10 protein-coding genes are annotated in these 14,608 nt (G+C 72.2%); 5 read left to right on the top strand and 5 right to left on the bottom strand.

Annotated elements, in window-relative coordinates; all coding sequences use genetic code 11:
- The first annotated feature begins 411 nt into the window (after positions 1–411).
- Together ACF1GV_RS35475 and ptsP are read left to right on the top strand one after the other, a co-directional pair.
- Complete coding sequence (locus ACF1GV_RS35475; protein WP_391689387.1) at positions 412–861, top strand: PTS glucose transporter subunit IIA; 450 nt, start codon at positions 412–414, stop codon at positions 859–861.
- 78 nt (positions 862–939) lie between these two features.
- Positions 940–2,610: a phosphoenolpyruvate--protein phosphotransferase gene (gene ptsP / locus ACF1GV_RS35470; protein ID WP_391689384.1), complete on the top strand. Its 1,671-nt coding sequence runs from the start codon at positions 940–942 to the stop codon at positions 2,608–2,610.
- 99 nt (positions 2,611–2,709) lie between these two features.
- Here the strand turns inward: ptsP and ACF1GV_RS35465 are convergent, their stop codons facing one another.
- Complete coding sequence (locus tag ACF1GV_RS35465; RefSeq protein WP_391689381.1) at positions 2,710–3,603, bottom strand: hypothetical protein; 894 nt, start codon at positions 3,601–3,603, stop codon at positions 2,710–2,712.
- A 22-nt stretch (positions 3,604–3,625) separates the two neighbouring features.
- The gene (locus tag ACF1GV_RS35460) at positions 3,626–4,834 is read right to left on the bottom strand and encodes an MFS transporter (RefSeq protein WP_391689378.1); all 1,209 of its coding nucleotides are present in this window, start codon (positions 4,832–4,834) and stop codon (positions 3,626–3,628) included.
- A 111-nt stretch (positions 4,835–4,945) separates the two neighbouring features.
- Here ACF1GV_RS35460 and ACF1GV_RS35455 point away from each other — a divergent pair, with 111 nt between their 5' ends.
- Complete coding sequence (locus tag ACF1GV_RS35455; RefSeq protein ID WP_391689375.1) at positions 4,946–6,265, top strand: aminotransferase class I/II-fold pyridoxal phosphate-dependent enzyme; 1,320 nt, start codon at positions 4,946–4,948, stop codon at positions 6,263–6,265.
- A gap of 4 nt (positions 6,266–6,269) precedes the next feature.
- Here the strand turns inward: ACF1GV_RS35455 and ACF1GV_RS35450 are convergent, their stop codons facing one another.
- Positions 6,270–8,237, bottom strand: coding sequence for an acetoacetate--CoA ligase (locus tag ACF1GV_RS35450; RefSeq protein WP_391689373.1), 1,968 nt, complete (start codon positions 8,235–8,237; stop codon positions 6,270–6,272).
- A gap of 214 nt (positions 8,238–8,451) precedes the next feature.
- Between ACF1GV_RS35450 and ACF1GV_RS35445 the strand changes: the two genes are divergently transcribed.
- Positions 8,452–10,818 (top strand): glycoside hydrolase family 31 protein, encoded by a 2,367-nt coding sequence (locus tag ACF1GV_RS35445; RefSeq protein ID WP_391689369.1) that lies wholly within the window; start codon positions 8,452–8,454, stop codon positions 10,816–10,818.
- A gap of 26 nt (positions 10,819–10,844) precedes the next feature.
- On the opposite strand, the gene ACF1GV_RS35440 is transcribed toward ACF1GV_RS35445, so the two are convergent.
- Both ACF1GV_RS35440 and ACF1GV_RS35435 read right to left on the bottom strand, forming a co-directional pair.
- Positions 10,845–11,381, bottom strand: a complete 537-nt coding sequence (locus ACF1GV_RS35440; RefSeq protein WP_391689366.1) for an NUDIX domain-containing protein — start codon at positions 11,379–11,381, stop codon at positions 10,845–10,847.
- Positions 11,382–11,448: 67 nt separating this feature from the next.
- Positions 11,449–12,267 carry a M15 family metallopeptidase gene (locus ACF1GV_RS35435; RefSeq protein ID WP_391689363.1) on the bottom strand — a complete coding sequence of 273 codons (819 nt, stop codon included), beginning with the start codon at positions 12,265–12,267 and terminating at the stop codon, positions 11,449–11,451.
- Between the two features lie 173 nt (positions 12,268–12,440).
- Between ACF1GV_RS35435 and ACF1GV_RS35430 the strand changes: the two genes are divergently transcribed.
- Positions 12,441–14,063: an EAL domain-containing protein gene (locus ACF1GV_RS35430; RefSeq protein ID WP_391689360.1), complete on the top strand. Its 1,623-nt coding sequence runs from the start codon at positions 12,441–12,443 to the stop codon at positions 14,061–14,063.
- Positions 14,064–14,608: the final 545 nt, after the last annotated feature.

Genomic DNA, 14,608 nt, shown 5'->3' with positions numbered 1-14,608 from the left:
CTGGCGTTGACTTTTGGCACGCTGTTGAGTTCTCAAGGAACGGTCGCTTCCTTTGTACTCACCCTCTCGGGCTTTCCTCCGGGCTTCCCTTCGGTGTTTCCAACTCTACCAGGCTTTTTCCGGCCCTCTGACCACCGTCCTGCGGGCATGCAGAAGGCGATCCGAGATAGGATCTGACGAGTTGGAGTGCTGCTCGGGCGATGATGCTCGTTGGCATCGCTCAGCCCGTCGCAGGAGTACGACTGTACACGGGGCCGCGGAGCCGGTGCAAATCCATGGGAGATGTGGTCTAGACCTCTATTCCGATCTCTCGTGCGGAACCGGTACTACCTATGACATACCCTGCTGCTCAGTGCGCCGTCCGGGACAGGCGAGACGGCCCTTTTGATCTCCACCCCTGGGAGGTTTCCCATGACCACCGTGACGTCCCCTCTTGCAGGACGTGCCATCGGACTGGCGGCCGTGCCGGATCCGGTCTTCTCCGGGGCCATGGTCGGCCCGGGTACCGCGATCGACCCCGACCGTGAGGCCTCCGAGGCCGTCGCGCCGGTGGACGGAGTCATCGTTTCGCTGCACCCGCACGCCTTCGTGGTCGTCGACGAGAGCGGGCACGGCGTGCTCACTCACCTCGGCATCGACACCGTGCAGCTGAACGGCGAGGGCTTCGAGCTTCTTGTGGACAAGGGGGACACCGTCACGCGTGGCCAGGCCATCGTGCGCTGGAACCCCGCCGCCGTTGAGGCTGCCGGCAAGTCCCCCGTGTGCCCCGTGGTCGCTCTCGAGGCCACGGCCGAGGCGCTCTCCGAGCTCCGTGAGGACGGCGACCTCAAGACCGGCGACAGCCTCTTCGTCTGGAAGTGACGTCGGCGCCGTCCTGTGACGGCTGGTAGGACAACCACCGCGGCGGCGGGACCCGCCGCACTATCGGAGACGGGTGAGATGGACACAACGCTGCGAGGCGTCGGCGTGAGCCACGGTGTGGCGATCGGCGAGGTTCGGCACATGGGAACGGCGGTGCTCGAACCGCCGGCGAAGCAGATCCCGGCGGAGGAGGCGGAGCGCGAACAGGGGCGTGCCCGCAAGGCCGTGGAGGCTGTGGCTGCCGACCTGATGGCGCGCGGCAATCTGGCGGGGGGCGAGGCCCAGGCCGTGCTCGAGGCCCAGGCCATGATGGCCCAGGACCCCGAGCTGATGGCGGACGTGGACCGTCGTATCGCCGTGGGCAGCACGGCCGAGCGCGCGGTGTACGACGCGTTCGCCGCGTACCGGGAGCTGCTGGCCGCGGCGGGCGAGTACCTGGCCGGCCGGGTGGCCGACCTCGACGACGTGCGGAACCGTATCGTCGCCCGTCTGCTCGGGGTGCCGATGCCGGGCGTGCCGGACAGCGACGAGCCGTATGTGCTCGTGGCCCGGGACCTCGCGCCCGCCGACACGGCGCTGCTGGACCCGACGCTGGTCCTCGGCTTCGTCACCGAGGAGGGCGGTCCGACCAGCCACAGCGCGATCCTGGCGCGTGCCCTGGGGGTGCCGGCCGTCGTCGCGCTGCCGGGTGCCGGTGAACTGGCCGAGGGCACGCTGATCGCGGTCGACGGCAGCACCGGTGAGATTTTCGTGAACCCGACCGAGGAGCGGAAGGCGCAGCTGGAGGCTGCCGCGGCCGAGCGCAAGGCCGCGCTGGCCGCCTCGACCGGTCCGGGCGCCACCGCTGACGGGCACAAGGTGCCGCTGCTCGCCAACATCGGCGGTCCGGCGGATGTGCCCGCCGCGGTGGAGGCCGGTGCCGAGGGTGTGGGGCTCTTCCGTACCGAGTTCCTTTTCCTGGACGACAGCAAGAAGGCACCGTCCGAGGAGAAGCAGGTCGAGTCCTACCGGCAGGTGCTCGAGGCGTTCCCCGAGAGCCGTGTGGTCGTGCGGGTGCTGGACGCCGGTGCGGACAAGCCGCTGGACTTCCTGACGCCGGCTGACGAGCCGAACCCGGCGCTGGGCGTGCGGGGTCTGCGGACGCTGCTCGACCACCCCGAGGTGCTGCGCACCCAGCTGACGGCGCTGGCGAAGGCGGCCGAGGGTCTGCCGGTCTACCTCGAGGTCATGGCCCCGATGGTGGCCGACCGCACCGACGCCAAGGCGTTCGCCGACGCGTGCCGTGAGGCCGGGCTGCGGGCGAAGTTCGGTGCGATGGTGGAGATCCCGTCGGCCGCGCTGCGGGCGCGTTCGATCCTGCAGGAGGTCGAGTTCCTGTCGCTGGGGACGAACGACCTGGCGCAGTACACGTTCGCCGCTGACCGTCAGGTGGGTGCGGTGTCGCGTCTGCAGGACCCGTGGCAGCCGGCGCTGCTCGACCTGGTGGCGCTGTCCGCCGAGGCGGCGAAGGCCGAGGGCAAGAGCTGCGGTGTCTGCGGTGAGGCCGCGTCCGACCCGCTGCTGGCGTGTGTGCTGACCGGTCTGGGTGTCACCTCCCTTTCCATGGGTGCGGCGTCGATTCCTTATGTGCGGGCGACTCTGGCGAAGTACACGCTCGCGCAGTGCGAGCGGGCCGCCGCTGCGGCTCGCGCCGCGGACAGCGCCGAGGAGGCGCGGAACGCGGCTCAGGCGGTGCTGTCCGGCGAGTAGCCGGGCGCACCACGCCTTGTCTGGTTGGGAGGGGCGCTCCGCTTTCGGGCGGGGCGCCCCTTCGTGTTGTGGTGGGGCCGTGTTGTGGTGGGTCGGTCCTCAGGGTCGGTGGTGGTGCGGTGTCTCGTCCTCGCCGAGGTCGGGCGGCTCGCAGTAGTCGACGTCGGACTCCGGGGAGACGAGGTCGCCGGACTCGATGTCGGTGCAGTAGGCGTCGAAGACCTCGCCGGCGGTCAGGGGGCGGAGCGTGTTGTTCCGCAGGCGCCATCCGTAGATGCGGTCCGGGCTGCCGGGGGCGCTGGTGCGCATGACGAGGCCGCCGGGGCCGTCGGTGGCGAGACCCAGGGCGAGGACGGTGGTGAACTCGAGTGCTTCCGCTTCGTCGAGTTGGGTGGCTCCGTCGTCGTCCTGGTCGGCGTGGAGCACGGCGAGCAGGGTTTCCGGTGGGCCGGAGACGCTGCAGACGAGATGCCGGTTGCCGGGCGGTGCGGTGTCGAGGACGCGCATCAGGAGGGTGGAGGCGCGGGTGAAGGCAGCGCGTCCGATGTCCTCGCCGCAGGAGGCGCAGCTGCCGAGGCGGGCCAGCAGGGTGGCGGCGTACTCCCAGGTGGCCCGGCGGATCGCCTCGTCGACGAGGGCGGGGACGAGGGCGCTCAGGGGTTGTCCCTCGTAGGGGATCGTGGGGCCGGTGGTGGCGAGTTCGGCGGTGAAGCGGGTGCGGTGGGACGGGTTGTCGGGGTCGAGGCCGCGCTCGGTGCAGTAGGCGGCGTACTCCTCGGGGTCGAAGAGGGTGACGGTGGTGTGGCCGCCCTGGAGGGCGCGGGCCTTGAGGAGGGCTTCCACCTCGCGCAGGTAGGCGGTGTGGTCGTCGAAGGTGAAGCTGCGGTAGCGCCGCATGGCGCGGAAGTCGTGTTCGTCGGTGAGCAGGCCGATGGTGCCGGCGATTTCGCGGCGAAGGACGCGTCGCATGGTCAGGCGGTCGGTGTGCACCATGTTTCCCCCTGTGCGCAGTCGATCAGTGCTCACTCACCGTAACCGGGGGCACTGACAACGGCCGGCGGCCGAGTCGGTCGCGGACGAGCCGGTGCTGGATTGCGCAGGTCAGGGCGATGGCGGCGCCGAAGACGGTCCAGCCGAGGGGGCCGGTGGCGATGGCCGCGGTGACCGCGAGCGGGCCGGCGCTGCGCTGGGCGGCCTGGGCGAGGCCGTGGACGCCGAGGTAGGCGCCGAGTGCGCTGTCGGGGGCGAGGGCGACGGAGAGTTCCCAGGAGACGGTGGCGTGCAGCATCTCGGCGACGGTGAAGGCGGCGGCCGCCGTGGTGAGCAGGACGATCGCAGTGAGGGTGGTTCCGGTGGCGGAGAGGGCCATGGTCAGGCCGCCCAGCGCGAAGGCTGCGGAGAGCGGGAGCAGCAGGCGGCGGGCGGCGGCGGTCGTGGTGCCGAACCGGGCCAGGGGGACCTGGAGGGCGACGACCATGACGTTGTTGAGGACGAGGAGGAGGGGGGCCAGCCCGTGGGGGATGTTGGCGGTGTGGGCGATCCACAGGGGCAGGCCGATCTTGAAGACGGCGTCGTCGAGGGAGAGGACGGTCTCGGTGGCGACATAGCCGAGGTAGGTGCGGTCGCGCCAGGGGCTGCGGGGTGGGTTCGGCGAGGAGGGCGTGGCCGACGTGGTGACGGTCCGGTGGGCGGAGGGAGGTTCGGCGCAGCGCAGGGTGAGGAGCGCGCACAGCAGGAAGGAGAGGGCGTCGCCGGCGAGCAGGCAGCGGTAGGCGGTGGTGGTGCCGAGGGCGAGGGCGGCTGCGGCGGTGAGGCCGCCCAGCGCCCAGCCGGCGTTGGCGAGGGTGCGGTGCAGGGCCTGGTAGCGGACGCGGTCGGGGCCGGCGATGCGGGTCGCGTAGAGCTTGGTCAGGACGCTGGCGGCGCGGTCGCCGAGGCTGCCGACGGCGGAGAAGAGGAGCAGGAGGGCGAAGTGGTCGGTGGTGAGCAGGGCGAAGGAGGCGATCGCGCGCAGGATCTGGACGGTGACGAGGATCCGGGTGATGGGGAACCGGTCGGCGAGCCGTCCGCCGAGGGGTGAGCCCGCGATGCCGACGGCTCCGGCGGCCGCGGCGAGGGTGCCGATCTGGGCGAGGGACAGGTGGGCGACGTAGGCGAAGTACAGGACGGAGACGGAGGCCCACAGTCCGCTGCCGATGCGGTCGGCGAAGGCGATGAGCAGCATGGTGCGCCCGTCGCGTCCGCCGGGTATGCGTGCCTTTCTCGTGGCTTTCCGGTGCGGTCGGCGCACGGTTCCCCCTTGCATCCAGTTATGTATTGATACATAATTACTTACGTGGCAACACAATATGGGATCAGTGGTACGACGGCCAAGGGAATTGCCGCGGCCGTGGAGCGGGGCGTCGCCGAGGGGGCGTGGGCGCCGGGCGCGGCGTTGCCTCCGGTGCGGCGGCTGGCGGACGAGCTGGGCGTGAGCCCGGGGACCGTCGCCACGGCGTACAAGGAGCTGCGGCAGCGCGGCATCGTGGTCACCCGCGGGCGGGGCGGGACGGTGGTGGCACCTGCGCCTGCGGTCGCCTCACGTCGGCCGCCGAAGGTGCCGGAGGGCCTGCGCGACCTGGCGGGCGGGCACCCGGATCCCCGGCTGCTGCCCGCTCTGGTGCCGCCCTCCCGGCTCTCCCCGGGGGCCCGTTCGCACCGCTCGACGCCCCGGCTGGCGCACCTCGAGGAGGCCGTGCGCGACTGGCTGCGGCCCGACGGGGTGCCCGTGGAGCACGTGACGTTCGCTCATGGCGCGCTGGATCTGATCGGGCGGCTGTTGTCCGTGGAGCTGCGCCCCGGGGACGCCGTGGCGATGGAGGACCCCGGCTATCACCATCTGCTGGACCTGGTGGCCGCGCTGGGACTGCGGATCCTTCCGGTGGCGGTGGACGACGAGGGGATGCGCCCGGACGCCCTGCGCGACGCGCTACGCGCGGGCGCGCGCGCCGTCGTGTACAGCCCACGGGCGCAGAATCCCTTCGGGGGCTGTTTCTCGGCGGCGCGCAGGGACGCGCTCGCTGAGCTGTTGCGCGAGGCCGGTGATGTGCTGGTCGTGGAGAACGACCATGCCTCGGCGGTCGCCGACGCTCCGCTGTGGACGCTCACCGCCTCGGGGATCGCGCGCTGGGTGCATGTGCGGACGGTGAGCAAGTTCCTGGGGACGGATCTGCGCTGGGCGGCGGCGGCCTGTGATCCGGTGACGCTGGCCCGGCACGACGGCCGGCTGCTGCTGACGTCGGGGTGGGTGAGCCATCTGTTGCAGGAGACGGTGCACGGGCTGATGACGGACTCCGGCACACGTGCGTTGGTGGCACGCGCGCGTGGAGCGTACGCACAACGACGTGAGGCGCTGAAGGGCGCGCTCGCCGAGCGGGGTGTCGCGGCGCACGGCGCGAGCGGGATGAACCTGTGGGTGCCCGTCCGGGACGAGTCCGCGGTGGTGAACGGGCTTCGGTCGTACGGCTGGTGGGTCGCGGCCGGCGCCCGGTTCCGGCTGGTGGCGCCCGCGGGGGTGCGGATCTCGGTCGCCGAGCTGGACAGCGCCGACGCGGCGCGGCTGGCCTCGGACTTCGCGGCCGTACTCGGCGAGTCCGAGGCCACCTACGGGGGCTGAGGCGTCAGGAACGCTTGCGGGCCAGGTCCTCGTAGAAGTGCAGCAGGTCCAGGTTGTCGATGGAGCCCGGGTTGACGGCCTTCTCCAGGGACGTGCCCTGCAGAAGGCGCTTGACCGGGACCTCGATGCGTTTGCCGGTGAGGGTGTGCGGGACGCCGGGCACTTCGATGATCTCGTCGGGGACGTGGCGTGGTGACAGCTGCTCGCGGATCGTGCGCCTGATCCGGTCGGTGAGCGCGTCGTCGAGCACGGCCCCGGGGGCCAGGTGCACGAACAGGGGCATCCAGTAGCCGCCGTCGGGCTGCTCGACGCCGATGACGAGGGACTCCTGGATCTCCGGCAGGCGCTCGACGGCCTCGTAGATGTCGGCGGAGCCCATGCGCACGCCCTGGCGGTTCAGCGTGGAGTCGGAACGGCCGTGGATGATCACCGATCCGCGGGAGGTGAGGGTGATCCAGTCGCCGTGCCGCCACACGCCGGGGTAGGTGTCGAAGTAGCTGTCGTGGTAGCGGCTGCCGTCGGGGTCGTTCCAGAAGCGGATCGGCATCGACGGCATCGGGTTGGTGACGACCAGCTCGCCGACCTCGTCGGTCAGGGGCTTGCCGCTGGGGTCCCAGGACTGCAGGTCGGTGCCCAGGCAGGGGGCCTGGAGTTCGCCGATGTACACCGGGAGGGTCGGCACGGCGCCCGCGAAGCAGGAGCACACGTCCGTGCCGCCGCTGACCGAGGCGATCCACAGGTCGTCGCGCACCTCGTCGTGCAGCCAGCGGAAACCGTCCGGGGGCAGCGGCGAGCCCGTGGTGGCGACGCACCGCACCCGGGAGAGGTCGAAGTCCCGCGCGGGATGCACGTCGGCCTTGCGGCAGGCCATGACGTACGCCGCGGACGTGCCGTAGAGGGTGGCTCCCGTGCGTTCGGCGACCCGCCACTGGGCGCCGGTGTCGGGATAGCCGGGGCTGCCGTCGTACAGCACGATCGTGGTGCCGGTCAGCAGGCCGGAGACGAGGAAGTTCCACATCATCCAGCCGGTCGAGGTGTACCAGAAGAAACGGTCCTCGGGACCGAGGTCGCAGTGCAGGCCGAGCTGCTTGAGGTGCTCGACCAGGATGCCGCCCTGCGACTGGACGATGGCCTTGGGCAGTCCGGTCGTGCCGGAGGAGTACAGGACCCACAGCGGGTGGTCGAAGGGCACCTGCTCGAAGACCGGCTCGGTGTCGGCCGCGGTCAGCGCCGACCACTCCAGCGCGCCCTCGGGAGCCTCGGTGCCCAGCAGCGGGATGTGCACCACGGCCCGCAGCGTGGGCAGCTCGCGGCGCAGCTCGGCGACGGTCTCGCGGCGGTCGTGCTCCTTGCCGCCGTAGCGGTAGCCGTCGACCGTGAACAGCACGACCGGTTCCACCTGCTGGAAGCGGTCGAGGACGCTGCGGGCGCCGAAGTCGGGCGCGCAGGAGGTCCATACGGCGCCGACGGCGGCCGTCGCGAGCAGGGCGACCACGGCCTGCGGGATGTTCGGCAGATAGCCGCTGACGCGGTCTCCGGGGCGTACGCCGAGGGCACGCAGCTCGGCGGCCAGGGAGCCGACCTGGCGGCGCAGCTCGCCCCAGGTCACCGGGCGCGTTTCGTGCGTCTCGTCGACGTGGAGCAGCGCCGGGGCGTCGGCGCGGTCGGCGGCGGCGCGCAGGGCGTGCTCGGCGTAGTTGAGGGTCGCGCCGGGGAACCATTGGGCCCCGGGCATGGCGCGGTCGCCGAGCACGCGCGTGTACGGCGTGGAGAACCGTACGTCGAACCACTGGGTGACGGCCGTCCAGAAGGCCTCGAGGTCGTCGACGGACCAGCGCTGCAGCGCCGGGTAACCGCCCTCGGCGGGTGCGCCATGGTGCTCGGCTGCCCAGGTCTGGAACCTGGTCACCTGGGCCTGGGCGATCCGCTCCGGATCCGGCTGCCAGAGCGGTTGCGGGTTCACGGTCGTCATGGGGGCGGCTCCCGGGCTGTGCGCGTCGTGTGCGTCCTCCGCGCACGGGCTGGGGTGTGCGCGTGACGCGGCTGGAACGGACGATGCCATGTGATCGTCTTCCGCACCAGGGTTCGCCCCACATAGTTCGTGTCGTGAAGATGTGGTCCGGTCACGGGTGAACGGCAGTTGAACGACGCACGCGCGTGAGGCGGTCAATGGCAGGGTGAGCAGCATGGACGGTCGTGACCTGGTGCGCTCGGTGAAGCTGGTCGGTTCGGTGGGAACGGCACAGGCACTGCGTACCGTGCGGGCGGCGTGGCGCAGGAGGCGGGCCGATGCCGCCGGGCTGCCGCGGCGTGGGGCCGAGCGGGCACGGGTGCCCGGCACCATCCAGGAGGTGGAGCCCGGGCCCGGCGGCGGCGTCATCCGGTTCGGCCGCTCGGAGCTGCGCATTCTCGTCGCGGGCAATGGGGCGGCGTTCTGGGGCTGGGACGGGGCCGGCGCGGAGCCGTCGTACGCCCTGGCGGGGCGCTGCCCGGAGCCCGACCCGCGGGCGTCACTGGAGCCGGACAAGGACGGTGGCTGGCGGGTGGTGGCCGAGCGGGTGACGGTCGCCGTCTCGCGGCACGGTGCCGTGAAGATACGTACGCCCGGCGGGGTGACGCTGCGCCGCGAGGATCCCCCCAGGTGGTGGGAGCCGGTCGACGGTGGTCCGGGGCGGTGGATGGTGCGCTCCGAGGTGGCTCCGGACGCGCGGTTCTTCGGCCTCGGGGGGCGGGCGAGCGGCCCCCGGCTGCGGAACGGGACGTACCGCCTGTGGAACACCGACCCCGGGCACGCGTTCTCCCCGGGTGACGATCCGCTGTACATCAGCATGCCGGTGCAGATGGTGGTGGCGGACGCGGGGACGCACCTGCTGTTCCACGACAATTCCTGGGACGGGACGGTGACCCTGCGCGAGGGTGAGGAAGGGGCCGGTTCGGGACACGACCGGGCCGGGACCAGCGAGCTGCGTATGGAGGGCGGCCCGCTGCGTTGCTGGGTGATGGTGGGCACTCCCGCGCGTGTGCAGCTCGCCTGGGCCTCGCTGACCGGGGCGCCCGCACTCCCGCCGGCATGGGCGCTCGGCCACCAGCACGCGCGCTGGGGCTTCGGCAGCGAGCAGGAGGTGCGGCGGATCGTCGCCGGTTACAAGGAGCGCGGTCTGCCGCTCGACGCGGTCCATCTCGACATCGACCACTTCGACGGTCACCAGGTGTTCACCGTCGACCGGCAGCGCTTTCCGGCGCTGCCGAAGCTCGCCGAGGAACTGCGCCGGGACGGGATCCGTCTGGTCTCGATCGTGGACCCGGCCGTCAAGGCCGCCCCGGGCAACGACGTGTACGACGGTGGCGTGGACCTGGACGTGTTCGTGCGGGACGCCTCGGGACAGTTCGTGGAAGGAGTGGTGTGGCCGGGGAACGCGGTGTTCCCGGACTTCACGCACGCGCGCGTGCGCAAGTGGTGGGGCGGGCTGTACGCGGAACGGCTCACGCAGGGCTTCGCGGGCTTCTGGCACGACATGAACGAGCCGACCTCGTTCACCGCGTTCGGCGAGTCGACGCTGCCGCGGTCGGCCCGGCACTGCCTGGAGGGGCGCGGCGGCGACCACCGCGAGGCGCACAACGTCTACGCCCTGTGCATGGCGCGTGCCGCGTACGAGGGCCTGCGCGAGCTGTCACCGCGCGAGCGTCCGTTCCTGTTCTCGCGTTCCGGCTGGGCGGGGATGCAGCGGTACGGCGGGACCTGGTCCGGTGACGTCGCCACCGGCTGGCCCGGGCTGCGGGCGTCACTGTCGCTCGTGCTGGGACTCGGCCTGTGCGGGGTGCCGTACTCGGGTCCGGACATCGGCGGGTTCGACGGCAGCCCGTCACCGGAGCTGTTTCTGCGGTGGTTCCAGCTGGGCGCGTATCTGCCGCTGTTCCGCACGCACGCGAGCATGGACGCGGGGCGCAGGGAGCCCTGGGAGTTCGGGACCGACGTGCTCGAGCACGCGCGTGGGGCGCTCGTCGAACGCCGGCGTCTGCTGCCGTACTTCATGACCCTGGCGCACCTGGCCCGGCGTACCGGCGCTCCGTATGTGCGGCCCCTGTGGTGGGGTGCCCCGGAGGACCGGGCGCTGCGCGGATGCGAGGACGCCTTCCTGCTGGGCGACTGCCTGCTGGTGGCGCCGGTGCTCGACCCGGGGGCGGACCGGCGCGCGGTGCAGCTGCCCCGCGGCCGCTGGTACGACACGGCCACGGGACGCACGTACGAGGGGCCCGGGCGGGTGATGCTCGACGCGCCGCTGTCGCGGATCCCGGTGCTGGCACGCGCGGGTGCCGTGTTGCCGGTGCGCGGTGACGACGGGCGGCCGGCGCTGGATGTGTGGGCACCGGCGCCGGGTCGTTCCGGGGGCGCGCTCGTGGTGGCGGACGCGGGCGAGGGCTGGGACGAGCCGGAGATCGAGCGGTACGTCACCCGGTGGGAGGGCTCACGCGTGGTCGTGGGGCTTCAGGGCCCGGACGGGCTGCGCGAGCCGTCCCTTCCGGTGCGGGTGCGGGGGCTCGACGGGCGCTGACGAACGGGTGCGCCCGGCGCTGCCACTCAGGGGTAGCGGCCCTCGAACCAGGCCCTTACGGCCGCCGTGTGGAGCGGGAACGCGAGCTGCTCCGGGCGGCGCAACAGGTGCCAGCCCTGCGTCTCGTCCGTGGCCGCCGACGGCGGAAGGCCGTCGGCGGGGCGCTCGGGCAGCAGTCCGAACAGCAGCAGGTGGCCGTCGGGGGAGCTCATGGCGTCGACGAGACGGACGTCGCGGCCGGCCGCGTCGATGCCCGTCTCCTCCTTGAGTTCGCGGACGACGGCCTGCCGCCAGTCCTCACGGTCGTCGACGTACCCGCCGGGCAGGGCGACGGCCCCGCGCGCGGGTTCCACGGTCCGGGTGATCACGACCAGGGCGGTGCCCTGTGTGTCGTACACGGGCTGGAGGGCGATCGCCACGGGCAGGGGGTTGCGGTAGGCGACCGTGCCGCAGGCCGAGCAGGTGCGCGGCCAGTCGGTGACGCCCTCTCCATAGGGGGTGCCGCAGCTCGAACAGTGGGAGCCGGGACCGGAGTTGGAAGTGGAGTGCTGGATTTCGGACACGCGCGGACTGTATCCGATCGGAGAGGGCGTCGACTTCAGGCAGTTGACTGTGACTTTCTGACCGACCTCAGTCGGTTGACCGTCCGTTCGCGAGCGACTTGGCCGAGACGGGGAAGTCGAAGTAGGTGTCGGGGTGGGGCTCCGGCTTGTAGGTGTAGTGCCACCACTCCTCGGCGAGGTTCACGAAGCCGAGGCTCTCGAGGGTGCTCTTCAGGAGCATCCGGTTGGCGTGTTGCTCGCCCTGGACCCGCGGGTCAAGGGTGTGCGAAAGGGTGTCGAAGCAGTCGAATCCGGTCCCCATGTCGACGGAGTTGTCCGGGAAACGCTCCATCTTGGGGGCGTAACAGGGCACGAGAGGCTGTCCGGGCACGTAAGGATGCGTCGGCCGGGCGGGCAGCCGCACGATCGTGAGGTCCATGGTCGAGCCCCGGCTGTGACCGGACTTCTCCGCGATGTACCCGTCCGCGAACAGCCGGGTCTTGTCGACGTCCGGGTAGAACTCGCCCTTCATGCGCTGGTCGTCGAGGTCCTTCGCCCAGCGCACGAAGTGGTCGACGGCGCGCTGCGGCCGGTAACAGTCGTACACCTTGAGGCTGTAGCCCTCGCGCAGCAGCTCCACCTGCGCCGTGTGGAGCGCCTGGGCGGCGGGCCGCGTGAGGATGCACATCGGCTGCTCGTAGCCGTCGATGCGTTCGCCGACGAAGTTGTGCGGCGTGAAGTAACGGATCTCCTGGATGATCGTCGGGTCCACGGCTCTCAGCGCGACGAAGTCCGCGGGGGCCTTGGGCTCCGTGGACGCCCGCGCCGTGGCGGAGGCGAGGGGCACGGTCAGCAGGGCGGTGAGCGCGGTGATCAGCGCACGCGCCAGACGGGGCAGTCGTGTCATGCCCCTTGCATCTACCAGGTACGCGCGCCGGCCGGCAGCCGATTGCCCGCATCGCCCGCCGCTCCGACGGCGGCGAGCACCGACTCCTATGCTGAGTGATCGCTCGGGAATCCTGCGTGAACGTCTCATGAACTGCGCATGAGTGCGCTCCCGCGCGGCGCCATCATGCTCCCGTGCGCTCCTGGACGGATACTCTCCGCTTCGCTTTCCAACCGGTGGTCAACCTCACCACAGGCGGGGTCGCGGGCCTGGAGATCCTTGCCCGCCCGGAGGCCGGTGACATCCTGGCCGAGGCCCGCCGCAATCCCGAACTGGACGGTCAGGTGGCGGTCGCGGCGTTCCGCGCCGCCGTGCGCAAGGAGACGTTGCTGCCGCTGCAGGTGAACGTCTTCGCCGGGACGCTGGGCGATCTCGGCGGACTGTCCGCGCTGCACGACGCGGTGCGCGAGGCCGGCCGGCTGCCCTGGGAGGTGACGGTCGACATCGGCCCGCCCTACACGCACGTGCCGCAGCGCGCCCTGCTGGAGGCCGTGAGCGTGCTGCGCCGTCAGGGCTTCCGGATCTGCGCCGACGGTGTCGGGGACGGGGACGTGCCGATTCGGCTGCTCACGGACCTCTCCCCCGAGCTGGTGAAGCTCGACGCGTCCCTGCTGGCTCGGCCCGCGGCGGTGCGTGCGATGCGGACGCTGTGCGACGAACTGGGCGCCCTGCTGGCCGTGGAGGGCGTGGAGACCGAGTCCCAGTGCACCGCGGCGCTGGCGGCCGGGGCGCAGCTGGCCCAGGGCGAACTGTTCGCGCCGCCCGCGCGACTGCCCGCCGCGGACGTCTACGTTCCGCCCCGCTCCCCCGGCCTCGTCCCCGTGCCCCGCTCGGGGCCGCCCGTCCGGCAGTTCGTCCGCCCGGCCGCGCTGCTGCCCGCCGACGCCTCCGCAGGCCGGGTGCGGGACCTGCTGACCGGGTCGCCCGACGTGTCGGGGGTGCTGCTGGTGGACCGGACCGGAGTGCCGGTGCGGTCGGTGCACCGCTCACGGTTCCTGCTGACGATGTCCGGGCGTTACGGCCACGCCCTGTACGCCGACCGTCCGGCGGCCAGGCTCGGGGACCCTCCGCGGACGGTGGGGATCGACGCCACCGCGTGGGAGGTGCTGGACGTCGTGGCGGTCGGCGAGCGCGACCGCACCTCGGACGATGTCGCGGTCGTCGACGGGGTCGGGCGGTGCGTGGGCGTCGTACGCCTCGCGGACCTGGTGCGGGCTCTCTCGGAGAGCCGTGTGGAGGAGGCTGCCAGGCTCAATCCGCTGACCCGGCTGCCTGGGTCGGACGCGATCACCGGCGAGGTGGACCGCCGGATCGCGGGCGGGCGGCCGTTCGCGCTGAGCTGGCTGGACGTCGACCACTTCAAGCAGGTCAACGACGGGGCGGGGTTCGCGGCGGGTGACGAGCTGATCCGCTCGGTGGGGCGGGCGTTACAGCGGGCCGCGTCCGGGGACACGCGCGTGGGGCACATCGGCGGGGACGACTTCCTGGTGCTCACCGATCCGGAGGGCCTCGGTGCGCTGGCGGCGGCCGTACTGGACGCACCGTGGGCGGCCGGTGGCCTGCCGGTGACGCTGTCCCTGGCCACGGTGGTGTGCGCGCCGGGGAGCGTCAGCGACCACCGGGAGGCGGCGGCGTCCCTGGCGCCGCTGAAGAAGGCCGCGAAGTCGCTGCGCGGGGCGAGCTGGGTGCTGGGCCGCGCGGGACTGACCGGCCACGAGGTCCTGCGGGGGGCTGAGGGGGCTCCGGTGGCCTCCTGAGGGCTTGACGGGGGTGTTCAGGGGGCCCTCGAGGGGGTCTTGAGGGGCTGAAGCGGGGCCTGAGGGGGCCGAGCGCTCCGGGGGCACCCTGACGGGCTTTGGGCGGTGGCGACGAGGCCGGGGGCCTTCCCGGGTGGTTCGGCTCTGCAAGGGGGCGTGGAGGGCCGTGGGGCGCCGTCCCGCGCGGTGCGCGAGCCCGGGCGAGACGAGCGCCGGCGGCGTTCGTGGGCGAGGTGCCGGGCCGGTCGGCGTTCGTGGGCGATGGACACTGCGGTCAAACGGGCGGTCGATGTCGGTGCGTGAGGGGTCCAACGCGTGCCGTCGCCGACCTTGACGCTCCCTGAGCACGGGGGAAGACTTCCCGTTGTCAGCCGACATCGCCGTACATTCTCGGCGAAACACGCACCGTGCCGTGTGGGCTCTCTGCGTACCAGGCCTGTCTCGGGGCGGGTCGGCTGCGACGGCACGCTCGTCACGGGTGGACGCCGGACGGGGCGCCCCTGGTGCCCCGCCCGCCACCGAAGCCGCCACGGAAAGCGCACCCT

The organism is Streptomyces sp. NPDC014006, assembly GCF_043088925.1.
Classification (GTDB): domain Bacteria; phylum Actinomycetota; class Actinomycetes; order Streptomycetales; family Streptomycetaceae; genus Streptomyces.
This window is presented reverse-complemented; position numbering and strand designations above follow the sequence as displayed.

Excerpts from the sequence above, each read along its gene's own strand:
- ACF1GV_RS35450 (WP_391689373.1), bottom strand. The coding sequence starts at position 8,237 with ATGACGACCGTGAACCCGCAACCGCTCTGGCAGCCGGATCCGGAGCGG.
- ACF1GV_RS35460 (WP_391689378.1), bottom strand. The coding sequence starts at position 4,834 with ATGCTGCTCATCGCCTTCGCCGACCGCATCGGCAGCGGACTGTGGGCC.
- ACF1GV_RS35435 (WP_391689363.1), bottom strand. The coding sequence starts at position 12,267 with ATGACACGACTGCCCCGTCTGGCGCGTGCGCTGATCACCGCGCTCACC.
- ACF1GV_RS35475 (WP_391689387.1), top strand. The coding sequence starts at position 412 with ATGACCACCGTGACGTCCCCTCTTGCAGGACGTGCCATCGGACTGGCG.
- ACF1GV_RS35465 (WP_391689381.1), bottom strand. The coding sequence starts at position 3,603 with ATGGTGCACACCGACCGCCTGACCATGCGACGCGTCCTTCGCCGCGAA.
- ptsP (WP_391689384.1), top strand. The coding sequence starts at position 940 with ATGGACACAACGCTGCGAGGCGTCGGCGTGAGCCACGGTGTGGCGATC.
- ACF1GV_RS35445 (WP_391689369.1), top strand. The coding sequence starts at position 8,452 with ATGGACGGTCGTGACCTGGTGCGCTCGGTGAAGCTGGTCGGTTCGGTG.